This is a genomic window from Novosphingobium sp. 550D (genome assembly GCF_057401885.1).
The window spans coordinates 1,600,359-1,616,517 of the sequence record NZ_CM171613.1 but is presented as its reverse complement, the minus strand read 5'-3'; the positions used below and the strand labels follow the sequence as shown (position 1 = coordinate 1,616,517).

15 protein-coding genes are annotated in these 16,159 nt (G+C 63.5%); 4 read left to right on the top strand and 11 right to left on the bottom strand.

The window, feature by feature from the left end; translation table 11 throughout:
- The first annotated feature begins 58 nt into the window (after positions 1 to 58).
- Genes hemC through AC2S2E_RS07610 form a run of 3 tightly spaced genes read left to right on the top strand, consistent with a single transcriptional unit; the run spans position 59 to position 2,672 of the window.
- The gene (gene hemC / locus AC2S2E_RS07620) at positions 59 to 1,012 is read left to right on the top strand and encodes a hydroxymethylbilane synthase (RefSeq protein ID WP_486524337.1); all 954 of its coding nucleotides are present in this window, start codon (positions 59 to 61) and stop codon (positions 1,010 to 1,012) included.
- Positions 1,009 to 1,752, top strand: coding sequence for a uroporphyrinogen-III synthase (locus AC2S2E_RS07615; RefSeq protein ID WP_486524336.1), 744 nt, complete (start codon positions 1,009 to 1,011; stop codon positions 1,750 to 1,752). The genes hemC and AC2S2E_RS07615 overlap by 4 nt, the downstream gene beginning before the upstream one ends.
- Positions 1,752 to 2,672 (top strand): hypothetical protein, encoded by a 921-nt coding sequence (locus AC2S2E_RS07610; protein WP_486524334.1) that lies wholly within the window; start codon positions 1,752 to 1,754, stop codon positions 2,670 to 2,672. Before AC2S2E_RS07615 ends, AC2S2E_RS07610 begins: the two co-directional genes overlap by 1 nt.
- Before the next feature lie 12 nt (positions 2,673 to 2,684).
- On the opposite strand, the gene AC2S2E_RS07605 is transcribed toward AC2S2E_RS07610, so the two are convergent.
- Both AC2S2E_RS07605 and AC2S2E_RS07600 read right to left on the bottom strand, forming a co-directional pair.
- On the bottom strand, positions 2,685 to 3,938 hold the full coding sequence (locus AC2S2E_RS07605) for a UbiH/UbiF/VisC/COQ6 family ubiquinone biosynthesis hydroxylase (protein ID WP_486524333.1): 1,254 nt from the start codon (positions 3,936 to 3,938) through the stop codon (positions 2,685 to 2,687).
- 25 nt (positions 3,939 to 3,963) lie between these two features.
- A complete protein-coding gene (locus AC2S2E_RS07600; RefSeq protein WP_486524331.1) occupies positions 3,964 to 5,685 on the bottom strand; it encodes an alkaline phosphatase family protein in 1,722 nt (573 codons plus the stop codon).
- A 194-nt stretch (positions 5,686 to 5,879) separates the two neighbouring features.
- On the opposite strand from AC2S2E_RS07600, the gene AC2S2E_RS07595 reads away from it, so the two are divergent.
- Entirely contained in the window at positions 5,880 to 7,919 is a 2,040-nt protein-coding gene (locus AC2S2E_RS07595) for a protein-disulfide reductase DsbD family protein (RefSeq protein ID WP_486524329.1), read from the top strand.
- Between the two features lie 434 nt (positions 7,920 to 8,353).
- Here AC2S2E_RS07595 and hemN read toward each other — a convergent pair whose 3' ends face one another.
- From hemN to ccoO, 9 genes are all read right to left on the bottom strand, one after another.
- Complete coding sequence (gene hemN / locus AC2S2E_RS07590; protein ID WP_486524328.1) at positions 8,354 to 9,667, bottom strand: oxygen-independent coproporphyrinogen III oxidase; 1,314 nt, start codon at positions 9,665 to 9,667, stop codon at positions 8,354 to 8,356.
- A 62-nt stretch (positions 9,668 to 9,729) separates the two neighbouring features.
- Positions 9,730 to 9,987 (bottom strand): hypothetical protein, encoded by a 258-nt coding sequence (locus tag AC2S2E_RS07585; protein ID WP_476101590.1) that lies wholly within the window; start codon positions 9,985 to 9,987, stop codon positions 9,730 to 9,732.
- Entirely contained in the window at positions 9,984 to 10,157 is a 174-nt protein-coding gene (gene ccoS / locus AC2S2E_RS07580) for a cbb3-type cytochrome oxidase assembly protein CcoS (protein WP_476101588.1), read from the bottom strand. Before ccoS ends, AC2S2E_RS07585 begins: the two co-directional genes overlap by 4 nt.
- Positions 10,154 to 12,289: a heavy metal translocating P-type ATPase gene (locus tag AC2S2E_RS07575; protein WP_486524327.1), complete on the bottom strand. Its 2,136-nt coding sequence runs from the start codon at positions 12,287 to 12,289 to the stop codon at positions 10,154 to 10,156. Before AC2S2E_RS07575 ends, ccoS begins: the two co-directional genes overlap by 4 nt.
- A 14-nt stretch (positions 12,290 to 12,303) precedes the next feature.
- Positions 12,304 to 12,816: a FixH family protein gene (locus tag AC2S2E_RS07570; protein WP_486524326.1), complete on the bottom strand. Its 513-nt coding sequence runs from the start codon at positions 12,814 to 12,816 to the stop codon at positions 12,304 to 12,306.
- Positions 12,817 to 12,835: 19 nt separating this feature from the next.
- Positions 12,836 to 14,287, bottom strand: coding sequence for a cytochrome c oxidase accessory protein CcoG (gene ccoG / locus AC2S2E_RS07565; RefSeq protein ID WP_486524325.1), 1,452 nt, complete (start codon positions 14,285 to 14,287; stop codon positions 12,836 to 12,838).
- Positions 14,288 to 14,289: 2 nt separating this feature from the next.
- Complete coding sequence (gene ccoP, locus AC2S2E_RS07560; RefSeq protein ID WP_486524324.1) at positions 14,290 to 15,228, bottom strand: cytochrome-c oxidase, cbb3-type subunit III; 939 nt, start codon at positions 15,226 to 15,228, stop codon at positions 14,290 to 14,292.
- Positions 15,215 to 15,391 carry a cbb3-type cytochrome c oxidase subunit 3 gene (locus AC2S2E_RS07555; protein WP_476101576.1) on the bottom strand — a complete coding sequence of 59 codons (177 nt, stop codon included), beginning with the start codon at positions 15,389 to 15,391 and terminating at the stop codon, positions 15,215 to 15,217. Before AC2S2E_RS07555 ends, ccoP begins: the two co-directional genes overlap by 14 nt.
- Positions 15,388 to 16,149: a cytochrome-c oxidase, cbb3-type subunit II gene (gene ccoO / locus AC2S2E_RS07550; RefSeq protein ID WP_476101574.1), complete on the bottom strand. Its 762-nt coding sequence runs from the start codon at positions 16,147 to 16,149 to the stop codon at positions 15,388 to 15,390. The genes AC2S2E_RS07555 and ccoO overlap by 4 nt, the downstream gene beginning before the upstream one ends.
- Between the last annotated feature and the right edge of the window lie 10 nt (positions 16,150 to 16,159).

Below are 16,159 nucleotides of genomic sequence, written 5' to 3'. Positions count from 1 at the left end.
ACAGTTTCGCGCGTTCTGCGCTTCCCCTTAACGAGATTGCAGTTTAGCACAACCCACCATGCCTGAATCACACGAAACCGATATTCGCACTTTGCGCCTTGGCACCCGTGCCTCCCCCCTTGCCATGGCGCAGGCGCATGAGGCCCGCGTCCGGCTTTGCGCCGCCCATGGCTGGGGCGAAGACATGGTCGAAATCGTCCCCGTCACGGCCAGCGGCGACAAGATCCTCGACCGCCCGCTGGCCGATATTGGCGGAAAAGCCTTGTGGACCAAGGAGCTGGATTTCTGGTTGCACGAAGGGGTGATCGACTTTGCGGTCCACAGCCTGAAGGATGTCGAAACGATCCGTCCCGAATGGCTGACCATTGCCGCCATCCTGCCGCGAGAAGATGTGCGCGATTGCCTTGTCGGGGCAGACAGCATCATGGCCCTGCCCCAAGGGGCAAGACTGGGCACCAGCGCGCCGCGCCGTGCGGCGCAGGCGCTCAACCTGCGCCCCGATCTGAACATCGTGCCATTTCGCGGCAATGTCGCCACGCGCCTTGGCAAACTGGCCGCCGGAGAGGCTGATGCCACGCTGCTGGCCATGGCGGGTTTGAACCGGCTGGATCAGGCCGGAGCCGGCACCCCGCTGGAGGCGGAAGATTGGCTGCCCGCGCCGGGACAAGGGGCGATTGCCATCGAATGCCGCAGTGATGATGCCGCCACCCGCGCCTTGCTGGGCGCGATCAATGATGAGGACAGCCGGATCGCCGTTCTGGCCGAACGCGCCTTGCTCTATTCGCTGGGCGGCAATTGCCATTCGGCCATTGCCGTGCGCACCGTTCAGGAAAACGGCAGCTGGCAATTGATAGCAACGCTCTTCAGCCCCGATGGCGCGGATCGCGTCGATGGGCAAACCGTTTTTGCCCCGCTCGACCATGAACCCATCGCCGGTTTGGCGGCACAACTCTTGTCACAGGCGCCTGATAGCGTCGCCATGCATTTTTCCGGAGCGCCCTCCTCCCTATGAATCCCCCCATTGTCATCCTGCGCCCCGAACCGGGGGCCGGCGCCACGTTGAAAGCGGCGCTGGCCTTGGGGCTGGATGCTTATGCGTTCCCCCTGTTTGAAACCCAGCCAAGGACGTGGGACGCCCCCGCGCCCGATACGTTTGACGCGCTGCTGCTGGGCAGCGCCAATGTCATGCGCCATGGTGGCCCGGATCTGGCGCTGTATGCAGGCAAGCCTGCCTATTGCGTCGGGGAAACCACCGCGGCGCTGGCCGTTGAACATGGGTTTACGTTGGCCGCGATGGGGACAGGCGGGCTTCAGGATGTGATGGGCAGGATTGCGCCGGAACATAGCCGCCTGTTGCGCCTGTCGGGTGAGGAACGGGTGGACCTCTCGCCGCCGCCCGGTGTGACGGTTGAAGACCGCGTGACCTATGCCAGCGTGCCCGGCCCCATGCCGGTGGAATTGGCGCGCCTGCTTTGTGTTGCGGCTTTGCCCCGGTTTATCGTGCTGCTGCATTCGGGCGCGGCGGCCCGACATTTCATACAAGAGTGCGCGAGATTGGGTCTTTCCCGCGCCCGGATCACCGCCATCACCATCGGTCCGCGCGTCACCGAAATCTGTCACAATGCGGATGGTTGGCATAGTATTCACACCGCAAAGACACCCGGCGACGCGGCCATGCTGGCTTTGGCCGCGCAAACGTGCAAAACTAGCAATCGTCTGGGTTGCGGTTTGGATGGGGGTCTGGCCGAATAATGAACGAAGAATTTCCCAATCAGCCCCGCGCGCCGCGCCGGTCGGGCTGCGTCGGACCGATCTTCGCTTTTGCGACGGTCTTTGCGCTGGGCGCGGGCGTTGCCGGTTTTGCCAGCTGGCAATTGGGCTGGCTGCGCCATGGCGCGATGCCGATGATGTCCGCCAATGGCCCCACGCTCAGCCCCATGGGCGAAGCGCAGATCAATGCGCGGATCGCCGAACTCGACAGGAAATTGGGCGCGATTGAAACGCAGGCCGCGCTGGCCGGTGGTCAGACGGGCCGGGCCGAAGCGCTGCTGGTGTCCATCGCCACGCGCCGGGCCATCGAACGCGGAACCCCGCTGGGCTATCTGGAGGGGCAATTGCGCACCCGCTTTGGTGAGGCTTTGCCGCAGGTGGTCAATTCGGTGATCGCCTTTGGCCGCGCGCCCATCACGCAGGATCGCCTCTCGGCGCAGCTTGACGTTCTGGCTCCGCAATTGACCGGGCCGGATGAAACGCAAAGTACTTGGTCCAAGGTGCGCCGCGACCTGTCGGGCCTGTTCATTTTGCACAGTGAAACACGCCCCGCCGCGCCCGATCCCAAATTGCGGCTGGACCATGCGCGCCTTTGCCTGCGCGAAGGGCGGATCGAGGATGCAATTGCCGACGTGCGTCTGTTGCCCGGCGCCAAGGCGGCGCAAGGCTGGATCAATGATGCACAGCGTTATGCCGCCGCGATGCATGCGCTCGATGCGCTGGACACATCGGCCCTGCTCGAACCCAAGGGGCTGCGCGATGGTCAGGGGCGGTTGATCGAACAGGCCAGCCCGCTGGCGGGCCCGGCACAGGTTCCGCCGAAGGCCGAGGCATCGCAAGCGGGAGAACCTGCGCCGCCAGCGACACAGCAGACCACACCGCCTGCGGCCAAGGCCCCTTAACGCAGCAAAGCTTTAACGCAGCAAACTGGGCAACTGGCCCGAAAGGCCGCGCGCCTCGTTCATGAAAAAGGTCTTGATGCTGGGCATGCGCTGGACCGCGCCCATGCCAAGGCGGCGGACCGCGCTGGCCGTTCTGCCCGGCACGCCGAACAGGCGGACGATGCCGTCCATCACGCTCATCGTCGTGAAATTGTCCAGCGCGCGCCAGTTTTCATAGCGCTTCAACACCTGCGCATCACCCGGCTCCAGCCCAAGGCGCATGCTTTCGGCCAGCACCTCGACCAGCGCCCCCACATCGCGCAGGCCAAGGTTCAGCCCTTGTCCGGCAATCGGGTGCATGCCATGCGCCGCATCACCCACCAGCGCCAGACGGTCGCCGACAATGCGCGTCGCATTCTGGAACGTCAGCGGATAGGCCAGACGGCGCGAGATCAGTTCGATCCCGCCGAACATGCCCTGCATCCGCTTTTCGATTTCAGCCACAAAGGTCGCGTCGGACAGGGCCTTGACCCCGGCCGCATCCTTGGTCGGCACGGTCCAGACCAAAGCGCTGCGATGGACGCGGCCCGATGCGGTCGGCTCCTTCAGATCGAGCAAAGGCAACAGCGCAAAAGGCCCTGCCGAATAGAAGATTTCCCACGCAACATTATCATGCGGCTTATCATGGGCCAGCGCGGTGACGATGGCGGTGTGGTGGTAATCCCACGCAACAAGGCCGATCCCGTCCTCTTCACGCGTCGGGCTGCGGCGCCCTTCGGCACCGATCAGCAGGTTGCCCGGCAAAACCCGCCCGTCCGACAAAGTGGCCGACACGCCATGGGGGCCACGCTCACGCGAAACCACATCGGCGCGTGTGTGCCACGAAATATTGGGTTCGCTGCGCGCCGCCTCGAACAGGGCAAGGCGGATGTCGCGATTGGAATACATCCGGCCCAGCGTGCCCTCGGTCGCTTTGGGGCGGAAATCGATGCGGCCGGGCTTATGCTGATCGGTGACGGCAATCGCGTCAATCGGGCAACCCAGCGGCGCCAGCGCATCGGCAAGGCCGATATTGGTGAACAGGTTCCAGCTGGCCGCGCTGATCGCCGAGGCGCGACCATCGACGCCTTCGGCGGTCAGGTCGGCGGGGTCTTCACGTTCGACCACATGGGACGTGATCCCCTGCTTGGCGGCGGCCAATGCCAGCGTCATGCCGACAAGACCGCCCCCCAGAATAACCAGATCTTTGGACGGCAAAACGGATGCGGAGTCGGGATGGTTGTTCATGCCATCCCGCTACGCCTGTTATGCCTTAGCGGCAAGTGTCCGCAGGGCCACCGTCAACATCAAGGCAACGCCCGTCAAACGTTCCTTCGGGCACTTTGAGCCCAATCAGCGCGGCCAGCGTGGGGGCAATATCCACCGTTTCGACCGGCTGGGGCTGTTCCATGCCCTTAATCCCCTTGCGCCAGAACATCATCGGCACACGGCGGTCATAGTCCCAGATGCTGCCATGGGTGGTGACATAGCCGGGGCCGGCCTTGGGCATGGCAATGATCGCGCGATGCAACGAGGCATAGACCTGACCCGAACGGGCGGGGTCAAACGAGGCGCGCATACGCTGGATCAGGCTCCAGTCCTGCGGATGACCATGGGGATAGGGAGTCGCGGCGATTTCATCGGCGGTATAGACCGCCTCAACCTGCGGGTGGGCCTTCAATTTGGCCACCAGCTTTTCGCTGACCTTGGCGCGCTCTTCCGGGGTCAATTGCGGGCTGATCCAATAATCGCCGCCAACGCCGTCGCTGCACACCACATTGCCCGGCACATCGGGGCCGGGATTGCACGAGGGCAGCGGCTTTGTGATCCCCAGTTCGGCGGCGATGGCGCGACCCAGCGTTTCACCGTTCAGGGCAATATCACCACGACCGGCCTCGGGCACACCCTGTTCACGCAGACGTTCGGGCAGGTCGATGCCGCCATGGTCGGCCGACAGCACCACCGCATAATCCACGCCCGACGCGTCCAGCTTGGCAAAGAAAGCGCCCAGCTTCTGGTCCAGCTCATGCTGCTGGATGCACATTTCCAGACCCTCAGTGCCATAGGCGTGGCCGACATAGTCATTGGCCGACAGGCTGACCGAGAGGATATCGGGCGCCGTGCCCTTGCCCAGTTTCATCGAGGCCAGCAGCGATGCCGCCAGATCCAGCGTGGCCGCATCCGCACGTGGCGAAACGCGCAATTGGTCGGCGGGCTTTACCTTGCTCTTGGGGTCCAGCACGAAACGGCCGGTGCCCACCGTCACCGTCCCGGCCTGTACCGCACGGTCGCGCGCATTGCACCATGTCGGCACCGCCATCGCGGGCGCGCCCTTGGCCTGCAAAGCCTTGAGGCCGTCGTTGAGCTTTAACACTTCGGGCGGCAAAGGCGCGCCGACAAAACTGGTATAAGCGCCGCGATCATACCAAAAAGCCGCGTCGATCTGATGCCCGCCCATCATCACCACGGCGCGATCCTTGGTGGACACGGCGACATTGCGGCTGTTGGGCCACTGTTTCTTGGCCCATTCGCCCAGCGTGGGCACTTTCAAATGCACCGAGGAAACGAAAGGCTTGGAAGTCGAGCTTTCCGGCTTGCTCTCATCCTCGACACAGTAAATCTTCTTTTCCGCGCGGCCCGCCGACAGATCGACCCATGTGTTCGCAATGATGCCGGTGCGCGCCGGATGCACACCCGTCATCAACGTCGAGTGGCCGGGGCAGGTTTCAGTCGCCGCATGGCTCTGGAACCCGGCGGGGAACACCGCACCTTTCAGCAAACGGGCAAGGCCGCCGGTATAATGTTCGCGATATTCGGCAAACAGGTCGGCGCTGAACTGGTCAATCGAAATGGCCACGATCAACTTGGGCGCGGGCAAAGCCGCATCGGCGGCAGCGGCAGCGGGCGCCTCCTTGGCCATGGCGGGCGCAGCACCCAGCGAGAGCGCCAGCGCGGCAAGACAGGTCTTATAAGAAATGGCAATGGATCGGGCCACGGGGCTTTCCTTGCAAAATGTTTGGATCGGCGGCAGGGATGAGTGATGGCGCGTAGGAAAAAGTTTCGCAAGTGCGAGACATGCCTTTGCCACAAGCCAGCCTGTCCTGCCCCCGACGGAGAAGACGATTGATGATTGCCCCAGCCTTGCACCGCCATGTTGCGCCTTTATGGCAAGGCCTGCTGATATTCCTGATGATTTTGGGCGTCGCCGGTCATGCGCGGGCGTCCGATGCGCCGGGGGTGAACCATATTTCGGCGCAATTGATCGCCGAACATGGGGTTGCGCCGGGCGGGACGGTCACGCTGGCAATCCATTTCACGCCCGAAAAGACCTATCACGGCTATTGGCAGAACCCCGGCGATGCGGGACTTGGCACGGTTTTGACATGGACCGGCCCCGGAAAGGCGGGCACGCCGCGCTATCCGGTGCCCGAAACATTGTTGATTTCCGGGCTGATGAACCATGTCTATCAATCCGACTTTGCGCTGCTGGTGCCCTATAAGATTCCGGCCGATGCCAAGGCGGGCAGCGAGATTCCATTGAAGCTCAAGGCCGACTGGCTGGCCTGTACCGATACGATGTGCGTGCCCGAATCGGGCGAAATGAGCGCCGTCATCAAGGTGACACAGCCCGGCGGCGAGGGCGCATCCGATCCGCGCTTTGATGCATGGCGCGCGAAATTGCCCGCTCCGCTGGGCGCGGCGGCGCATTGGGCCTTGGCGGGCGACAATCTGCGCATCGCCATCCCCTTTCCGGCCAGCGGCAAGGTGGAAAACCCGCATTTCTTTGCCGCGACCGAAAATGCCGTGGCCTATGCGGCACCGCAGAGCTTTTCGCGCAAGGGCGACATGTTGATCGTCACGATCAAGCGCGCAGGACAAGGCGCGTTGAAGGAATTGTCGGGCGTATTGCGCCTGAACGGCGCGGGCGACGGGGTTGAAGTGGTGGCCAGCGAAGGCGCCGTCCCCGCCGATGGCGACCCCATCGCCACGAGTGATGAAAAAGCGCCCGAATTGCCCGCCCTGCCATGGCTTATTCTGGCGGCGCTGGCGGGCGGGTTGCTGCTCAACATCATGCCCTGCGTGTTCCCGATCCTCTCGCTCAAGGCGCTGTCGCTGGCCCGCGCGGGCGAATCCGAGGCCGAGGCGCGCGCCGAAGGCATCTTCTATTCGGCGGGCGTGATTGTGGCCTGCACCATCCTTGGCGCGCTGTTGCTGTTCCTGCGCGCGGCGGGGCAACAGGTGGGCTGGGCGTTCCAGCTTCAGGAACCGGGCGTGGTGGCAGCCTTGCTGATGCTGGCCGTCGCGATCACGGCCAATCTGCTGGGTCTGTTTGAATTCACCGTGCCCGGTTTCGCCACCGGCGGCGCGGGCATGTCAAAAGGCAATTCTGCGCGTTCGGCCTTTGCAACGGGGCTTTTGGCGGCGTTTGTGGCCACCCCCTGCACCGGGCCGTTCATGGCCAGCGCGATGGGCGCGGCGCTGCTGCTGCCCATTCCGGCGGCGATGCTGCTGTTTGTGTCGCTGGGTCTTGGCATTGCGCTGCCGTTTCTGGCGATTGCCTTTGTGCCTGCGCTGCGCCGGGCCTTGCCGCGTCCGGGCGCGTGGATGAACTGGTTCCGCCGCGCGATGGCGGTGCCGATGGGCCTGACGGCGCTGGGCCTGTTGTGGTTGGCCTCGCGGCTTGGCGGCAATGGCTTTGCGGGCTTCTGCCTTGTGCTGGCAATTGTCCTGCTGGCGGTGCTCTACATGCTGGGCGATGGCCAGCGTAAGGGACTGGGTCGTGGCGGCAAGGCGCTGGGCATGATCGCGGTGGGCGCGATTGCCGCCGCCATCATCATGCCGCGCACCATCCAGCACCCCGGCGATGAAGGCGCCGACATGCTGGGCGCGCAGGCCTTCAGCGAAGCCGCCCTTGGCGCGGCGCTGGGCAGCGGCCAGCCCGTCTTTGTCTATTTCACCGCCGACTGGTGCCTGACGTGCAAGGTCAATGAACGCGTCGCCATCGAACGCCCCGAAACCCGCGACGCCTTTGCCAAGGCGGGCGTCAAAGTGTTCAAGGGCGACTGGACCCGCCGCGATCCGGCCATCACGCGATACCTGACCGCGCATGGCGCGGCGGGTGTCCCGCTCTACGCCTGGTACGCCAAGGGCGCCAAACAACCCAGCCAGTTGCCCCAGGTCCTTGGCCCGGAAACGCTGGCCAGTCTGGCAAATGGCGGAAAATCATAAGACTGGGCAGTTTGACCATAGCATTTTGACCATGATCAAGGTGGGGCGCGGCGCATTGCGCTAATCAGAGTTCAAGACCGGCGGGGTTTATTGCAAATCCTGCGGACTTGAACTTTCTCCCCACCTCTGGGCGGTATCCATTGCGGACACCGCCCATTTTTTTGTTTTCTGTTTAGGCTGGGGTGCCTCCGGCGGGCAAAGGGACTCGTCCCTTTGCAATCCCATTATGGGGTAGCGGATAAATGGCGAGGTTGTTTGTTGCGCGATGGTTTTAAAGCCTGCGGCGCGGCCAAGCACAGCCTTTCCGCGCCGCAGGCTTTTATATTTCGAAAGCGCAAAAACCGCCCCGATAGCCCCACGCGGACATTATCGGGATTGCAAAGGGCCCCCGCCCTTTGCCCGCCGGAGGCATCTTATTGCCCCAAAAAACATCCTCAAACCGCCGAAGAAAACTTCTTGGCCGAATCCACGCGATAGGGATCGAACAGCGCGGCAATCGTGCGCGCATAGGGCAAACCACCGGGCAGAATTTCCAACCGCCCGGAATCGAGTTGTGCCAACCCGCGCTCGATGAAGGGGGCAAGCCCCCCGCGCAACATCATGGCCAATTCGCCGCCAATGTCGGCCACGCCTTGGCACAACAGCGCCTCGATAATCGCGCCGCGCTTTTGGTCGTCGGCGCTGCGGTAAATCCCCCCCACACCCGTCAAGCGATCTTGCGAAAGGAGCATGCGATAGCGGCCTGCATTCTTCTCGTTTTGAATAATGCGGTCGGGGAAACACGATATGGCCGACGCGCCAAGGCCCACCAGCACCGGCGCAGTATCCTCGGTAAAGCCCTGAAAATTGCGGTGAAGGCGCCCGGCCACCGTTGCCTGCGCAATGGCATCTCCGGGCAGAGCGAAGTGGTCAAAGCCCACCGGCTGATACCCGGCGTTGACCAGATAGTCGTGCCCGCGCGCGGCCATCATGAAACGCGCATCCTGTCCGGGCAGGTTATGCGCGTCGATCCGCCGCTGGCGCGGCAGCATATGCGGCACATGGGCATAGCCGAACAGCGCGATCCGGTCCGCGCCAAGGTCACATGCCCGCTCAAGGCTTTGTTCGACCATATCCCAATCCTGACCCGGCAGGCCATACATCAGGTCGTAATTGAGCGAGTTGATCCCCGCATCGCGCAACATCGTGGTGGCGCGTTCGATCATCTCGCCCGGCTGGATGCGGCCAATCGCGGCCTGCAAGCTGGGCGAGAAGGTCTGCACCCCAAGGCTGGCCCGCGTGATGCCGACAAAGCGCAGCACATCACCCCAATCCTGCGTCAACGTGCGCGGGTCGAGTTCAATCGACCACACCGGATTGTCCAGGCTGAAATGCACCGTGATCGCATCGACCAGCCGCACGAAATCGGTCGGGCTGATGGCATTGGGGCTGCCCCCGCCAAAGGCGATGCGTTTGACCTTTATCCGTCCGTCCAGACGCGGCCCGACCAGCGCGATTTCCCGCGTCAGCGCGTCCAGATAGGAAGCCAGCCTCTGCCTCTTGCCCGAAGCCCCGGTGTTGCATCCGCAATACCAGCAGATCTGCTCGCAATAGGGTATGTGGATGTAAAGCGACACATCCCCCACCGTCGCGCGCAGGGCTTCGTCCAGCGCATCCGCCCCGATATCGGGCGTGAATTCCGCGGCGGTCGGATAGCTGGTGTAACGCGGCACAGGCCGTTCCAGCAGTTCGGGATGATAAGGCCACATGCGGATCGTAATGCCTGCGCCGTGGGCCTGATTCTTTGCGCGTGATCAAGCGTGGAAAAAGTTTAGCAGCACTTTTTCCCGCTGCGCTTGCGCTCTCCGCCATGGCATCCCTTGACGCAGCAGCCGGGCACTTCCTTGCCCGGAATATCCTGTGGACCCAGCGGCACCGAAACCTTGCGCGAGATGCCATCGCCGGTGCAAATCGGCGCCAGCAGCACATTGCCCGGCGCATTGCCCATCGGCCCGCGCGCGCTGGCGGGCGAGATGTTGAACACCGCCGGCATCATGGCCAACAGGGCAAAGAGGGTGATCTGTTTCATCCCCGATCCACCAATTTTTCCGCGGGCAATTCCTCATCATCGATAAGGATGCGCGCCGCCGCCCCGTCCAGATCCTCGAACTGTCCATTTCGCAGCGACCAGAAGAAAGCCGCCAACCCCGTCAGCCCCAACAGCAGCGCCACCGGGATCAGGAAAGCCAAGCCCGTCATGCCTTCGGCTCCCGTACAGGCATGGCAAGACGCAAAGAATTGCCGATCACGATCAGCGAGCTGGTCGACATGGCCACCGCCGCGATCAGCGGCGTGACAATACCCGCCATCGCCAATGGCACCGCCAGCACATTGTAACCAATGGCCAACACAAAATTCTGCTTCACCACGCGCATCGTCGCGCGCGACACCGCCATGGCGCGCGGAATGGCCAGCAGCGAATCCGACAAAAACACAAAATCCGCCGCCTGACGCCCGACATCGCTGGCCGTGCCCGGTGCAATCGAGGCATGTGCGGCCGCCAGAGCGGGGCCATCGTTCAGCCCATCGCCCGCCATCAGCACATGATGCCCTGCGCCCTGCAAACGCTGGATCGCCTTCAGCTTGTCGGCGGGGCTGGCATGGCCCTGTGCGGTCATATGGGTGGCGCGGGCAACCTCGGCCACCGCCTCCATAGCATCGCCCGACAGGATCGAGGGTTCAACGCCCATCGCCCGCATCCAACCCAACGCCGCATCGGTTTCCGGACGCAAACGATCGGCAAACATGATCAGACGCAGCGGACGCCCTTCGATGTCCAGCACACTGGCCATGCCGCCAGTTGAGGTGTCGGGGCGGCGCAGGGCAACAGCGCGACCTTGCCACATGGCGCGCACGCCATGGCCCGGCACTTCCTCCACCTGGGTCAATTCGGCCGCCAACACACCCATCTTGCCCAGCGCCTCGACCAAGGCACGGCTGAGCGGATGGCGCGAATGGCTGGCCAGCGCCATGGCAACCTGCGCCTTGTCGGCGGGCAGCGCGGCCAAGGCCTGCGGATCGGGCGTCGGGCGGCCCAGCGTCAACGTGCCGGTCTTGTCCAATAGGGCACGGTCGATGCGGGCCATACGCTCCATCGCGCTGCCATCCTTGACCATGATGCCCCGCCGCATCAGCGCGCCTGCGGCCACCACCTGCGCCACCGGCACGGCCAGACCCAGCGCGCAGGGGCAGGTGATGATCAGCACCGCAATGGCGATCTTCAGGCTTTCATAGGCCCCCGCCCCGGCCACCATCCACCCGACAAAGGTCAGCGCCGCCAGCGTATGCACGGCGGGCGCATAAAGGCGGCTGGCGCGGTCGGCGATGCGGACATAGGCGCTGCGATGCTGGCCGGCGGCCTCCATCGTGCGCGCGATTTCGGCCAGCGTCGTGTCCGATCCCGCCGCCGTCACGCGCACATCGACCGGCGCGTCCATATTCAGCATGCCGGCATGGACCGCCTCACCCGCCACAGCAGGCACAGGCGCGCTTTCCCCGGTCAGCAGGCTGCGGTCGAAACGGCTGTTGCCCGAAACGATCTCGCCATCGGCGGCAAGCCTTTCGCCCGAGGCCACGCGCATCACCATACCCGGCAACAGATCGCGTGCGGCAACCCAATCCACCGCGCCCTTGGCCACCACCATCGCGCCGGGCGCCGCCTGACGCAGCAAGGCATCCACCCCCGCCCGCGCCCGGTCGCGCATCATCGCGTCCAGCACGCGGCCCGCCAGCAGGAAGAGCAACAGCATCAACGTGCCGTCAAACCACGCCTCCTGCCCATGGGTCAGCGTTTCATACAGGCTGAGCGCCGTGGCGAGGATCACGCCAATCGAAATCGGCACATCCATATTGGTGCGCCCATGTTTAAGCGCACCCCATGCCGAGGCAAAAAACACCCGCCCCGCATAAAGGATCGCGGGAATGCCAATTCCGGCAGATAACAAATGGAACAGATCCCGCGTCGAACCTTCGGCCCCGGACCAGATGCTGACCGAGAGCAGCATGACATTCATGCAGGCAAAACCGGCCACCGCCAGCGGGGCCAGCAAGGGCTTTACCGCGGACGGCGGCGGCGCCAGTTCCTCAACCCGAGGCTGGCTGGGAAAACCGATGGCGGAAAGAGCGCCCACCAGTTCGGGCACGCCCAGCCCCGCGTCATGCGCCACATTGACCTGTCGCGCCGTCAGATTGACCCGCGCCGATTGCACCCCCGGCAAAGCGCCCAGCGCCCGCTCGACCTTGCCCATGCAACTGGCGCAATGCATGCCGGGCACGACAAGCGTCGTGGTTTCACGGGCTTCGGTCTGGGTCTGGGGGGCGGCGCTGGCCATGATCGGCGTCCTTGTCAGAGCATCTGTTGCAGGCGGACGGCGTGATGGCCGCTGGCATCATCGCCATCGAGTTTCAAACGCAAGCGCCAGCGCCCTTCGGGCAGCGGATCGATCGAGATCCAGCGCCCATCGCCCATGTTGCGGAACGAAACGGTGCGATCCGCCACCTGTCCCAGCGGATGCCATGCCTCGCCGCTCAACACCGCATGTTCGGGGCGAGCGTCACCGATCAGGCTCACCGCCACGCGCCCGTCGGTCTGACGGATCACGCTGGTCTGCCAGCCTACCGCCTTTTCCCTGGCCGCTTCATCCAGCCATTTGTTGTAATGCTGGCTGGCGACATAGGAGTTTTCCACGACCACGCCGCTGAAACTGCGGCTGGCCAAGGTGGCCATGAAGACGTTGACGGCGATCACGATGCCGAAAAAAGCGACCAGGATCACGGTCATATGCCATCCGGTAAAACGAAAGGCGCGGCGGGCAACAGGAGCAGGCGTAGCAGGAGCAGGCGTAGCAGGAGCAGACATGGGCGGGGGACTCCTTGGTCTATTCGGCGCCGGGGGCGTCAAAGCGGGTGTCATAGCTGACCTGACCGCCATCCTGATCGAGCGCGCGCAGAGTAAAGCTGAGCTTGCCCTCTGGCGTTCCGGCAGGCGCCGTCACATAGATCCTTAGCGGAGCCGTGCTGTCGGCGGGAATGATCCTGGTCAAATCGCGCGCGGCCATTTCCTTGGACATGTCCTCGCTCCACATTTTTGCGCCCGCCGGTCCGTCCAGCACCAACTGCATCTTGCGCGGGCGGGCCTCCATATTCTTCCAGCGCACCGCATAGGCGTTGCGGATGTCGCCGCTAGACAGGATCATATAGGGCGGATTGCGGTCCTTGCTGACCGCGATGGAAAGGTGCTGACGCGTACCAAGGGCAAAGAGCAGCGCCGCGCCAATGGCCGACCAGATGCCGAGGTAAATCAGCGTGCGCGCATGCCAGATCAGCTTCCAATGCGGGGTGGCGGGTTGGCCGTTGATTTCGCGCGCCGCGTCCTCCAGCGTGACATAGTCGATCAGACCGCGAGGGCGGCCGGTCTTTTCCATCACCCCGTCGCAGGCATCGATGCACAAAGCGCAGGTGATGCAGCCGATCTGCGGCCCTTCGCGAATGTCGATGCCGGTCGGGCATACCGCCGCGCAAAGCCCGCAATCGACGCAGTCGCCCAAAGGCTTGCCATCGGCGGCCTTCTTGCCACGCGGTTCGCCGCGCCAGTCCTTATAGGTCACCAGCAGCGATTTTTCATCCAGCATCGCCGACTGGATACGCGGCCAGGGGCACATATAGATGCACACCTGTTCGCGCATGAAACCGCCGAACCACATGGTCGTCACCGTCAGCACAAAGACGGTCGAATAGGCGATAGAGGGCGCCTGAAGCGTGACAAATTCGCGCGCCAGCGTGGGCGCATCGGCGAAATAGAAAATCCATGCGCCGCCCGTCGAAATCGAAATGAGCAGGTAGATGCTCCATTTGACCAACCGCCGCGTGATCTTGGCCGGGCCCCATGGCGCCTTGGCCAGCTTCATCTGCGCATTGCGGTCGCCGTCGATCAGGCGGTCAACATGCTGAAAAAGGTCGGTCCACACCGTTTGCGGACAGGCATAACCGCACCATGCGCGCCCCACCGCGGATGTGACCAGAAACAGGCCGATCCCGGCCATGATGAGCAGGCCTGCGACGAAGTAGAACTCCTGCGGCCAGATTTCGATGGCGAACATGTAAAAGCGACGGTGCGCAAGGTCGATCAGCACCGCCTGATCCGGCGAATAAGGCCCACGGTGCCATCGCAGCCACGGGGTGATGTAATAAACGGCCAGACAGAATGTCATCACCGCCCATTTCAAACGCCGGAAACGGCCGTCTACCGCACGAGGGTAGACGGCCACAGTTTCCGCATGGAGCCGCTTGGGAGGCTGTTTGGTCAGCCCTTTGGGGTCCATGTGGGTCATTCTTATTGTCCTGTACTTGCAGCAGCTTCGGGGGCTGCTGGCGCTGCAAAGGCTTCACCGCCGCCAAGGCTGTGAACATAGGCGGCCAGCATCTTGATCGTGGCCGGGCTGAGACGGTTGCCCCATGCAGGCATCACGCCGGCGTGGGCATTGGTCACGGTTTCGGCAATCGCGGTGCGGCTGCCGCCATAGAGCCAGACCTTGTCGGTCAGGTTGGGCGCGCCGAACATGCGGTTGCCCTTGCCGTCCGGGTTGTGACAGGCCACGCAATTGGCCGCAAACAGGGCCGAGCCGCGCTGGGCCGAGGCATTGTTGGGCTCCTGACCCGAGATCATGCGGACATAGCTGGTCACGTCCTGCACATCGGCGGGTTTCAGGATACCGTCGCGGCCAAAGCTGGGCATCATGGAATTGCGGGTGGCGTCATCGCCGGGCTGGCGAATGCCATGTTCCAGCGTCGTCTGGATGTCGGTCAGCGTGCCGCCCCACAGCCAGTCGTCGTCGTTCAGGTTGGGATAGCCGATCGAACCGGCCGCCCCCGAACCATGGCAGGGAACGCAGTTCACCTTAAAGGCCGCCTTGCCGCCCGCAACCGCCTTGGCCAGCAGTTCCGGGTTCTTGGGCAGGTCTTCAATGGGCGTTGCGTCCAATGCCGCCAGAACCGGCGCACGCGCCGCCTTGGCCGCGTCCATTTCCGAGGCCAGTTCACCGCGGCTGGTCCAGCCGAAGGTGCCGTGGCTGCCTTCGTTGATGCCGGGGATGGCGGGATAGACCACGCAATAGCCGATGGCAAAAACGATGCACGCATAGAACGTATAGAGCCACCATGTGGGCAGCGGAGTATTCAGCTCCTCGATGCCGTCCCATTCATGGCCCATGGTTGCCGTGCCGGTCGGTTCATCAATGCGCGGACCGGTTTCATTGTTTTCAGGCGCGGACATTGTCGTCCTCCTCGAAAATCATGGTGGCGGCCTCGTCGCTGTTCTTGCGCCCGCCGGGGCGAAAGGGCCATGCGCAAAGCACCACAAAGCTGATGGTCATGGCCAGCAGGCCCCAGCTGTCAGCGAACTGGCGCAGGGCTTGATAGGTTTCGGTCTGGTTCACCGCCCCTTCTCCTTGGCCAGTGCTTCCTGAGCCGCCGCGCTTTCGGTATCCACAAAGGTGCCCAGCACCTGAAGATAGGCGATCAACGCGTCCATTTCGGTCAGCTTCTTCGGGTTGCCGTCGAAATCGCGGGCCTGCGCCTTGGGATAGCGCTTGAGCAGATCCGCATTGTCGGCATCGGGATTGGCCTGATTGATCAGGTCGTCCTTGGCCTTTTCGATGTCGTCCTTGGTATAGGGCACGCCCGTGATGGCCAGCGACTTAACCTCGGCGGCGATATCGGGCTTTTTCAGCTCGTTCTGCGCCAGGAACGCATAGTTGGGCATGATCGATTCAGGCACAACGCTGCGCGGCGCCATCAGATGCTGGACATGCCATGCGTCCGAATATTTGCCGCCCACGCGGGCCAGATCGGGACCGGTGCGTTCGGACCCCCACTGGAACGGGTGGTCATACATGGATTCGGCGGCAAGGCTGTAGTGGCCATAGCGTTCGGTCTCGTCACGGAACGGACGGATCATCTGGCTGTGGCACAGATAGCAGCCTTCGCGGATATAGATGTCGCGTCCGGCCTGTTCGAGCGGGGTATAGGGGCGAACCCCCTTCACCTTCTCGATCGTGTTGTCGATCCAGAACAGCGGCGCGATTTCCACGATACCGCCCACCAGAACGACCAGCAGCGAGAGGACACCGAGCAACGTGATGTTCTTTTCAATGGCGCCGTGCCAATGGAACGGTTGCTTGTCTTGGGTAGCCATGATCGGTCCC

What these genes read in the sequence shown, in the direction of transcription:
- hemC (WP_486524337.1), top strand. Translation starts at nt 59, where the DNA reads ATGCCTGAATCACACGAAACCGATATTCGCACTTTGCGCCTTGGCACC.
- AC2S2E_RS07615 (WP_486524336.1), top strand. Translation starts at nt 1,009, where the DNA reads ATGAATCCCCCCATTGTCATCCTGCGCCCCGAACCGGGGGCCGGCGCC.
- AC2S2E_RS07610 (WP_486524334.1), top strand. Translation starts at nt 1,752, where the DNA reads ATGAACGAAGAATTTCCCAATCAGCCCCGCGCGCCGCGCCGGTCGGGC.
- AC2S2E_RS07605 (WP_486524333.1), bottom strand. Translation starts at nt 3,938, where the DNA reads ATGAACAACCATCCCGACTCCGCATCCGTTTTGCCGTCCAAAGATCTG.
- AC2S2E_RS07595 (WP_486524329.1), top strand. Translation starts at nt 5,880, where the DNA reads ATGATTTTGGGCGTCGCCGGTCATGCGCGGGCGTCCGATGCGCCGGGG.
- hemN (WP_486524328.1), bottom strand. Translation starts at nt 9,667, where the DNA reads ATGTGGCCTTATCATCCCGAACTGCTGGAACGGCCTGTGCCGCGTTAC.
- AC2S2E_RS07585 (WP_476101590.1), bottom strand. Translation starts at nt 9,987, where the DNA reads ATGAAACAGATCACCCTCTTTGCCCTGTTGGCCATGATGCCGGCGGTG.
- ccoS (WP_476101588.1), bottom strand. Translation starts at nt 10,157, where the DNA reads ATGACGGGCTTGGCTTTCCTGATCCCGGTGGCGCTGCTGTTGGGGCTG.
- AC2S2E_RS07575 (WP_486524327.1), bottom strand. Translation starts at nt 12,289, where the DNA reads ATGGCCAGCGCCGCCCCCCAGACCCAGACCGAAGCCCGTGAAACCACG.
- AC2S2E_RS07570 (WP_486524326.1), bottom strand. Translation starts at nt 12,816, where the DNA reads ATGTCTGCTCCTGCTACGCCTGCTCCTGCTACGCCTGCTCCTGTTGCC.
- ccoG (WP_486524325.1), bottom strand. Translation starts at nt 14,287, where the DNA reads ATGACCCACATGGACCCCAAAGGGCTGACCAAACAGCCTCCCAAGCGG.
- ccoP (WP_486524324.1), bottom strand. Translation starts at nt 15,228, where the DNA reads ATGTCCGCGCCTGAAAACAATGAAACCGGTCCGCGCATTGATGAACCG.
- ccoO (WP_476101574.1), bottom strand. Translation starts at nt 16,149, where the DNA reads ATGGCTACCCAAGACAAGCAACCGTTCCATTGGCACGGCGCCATTGAA.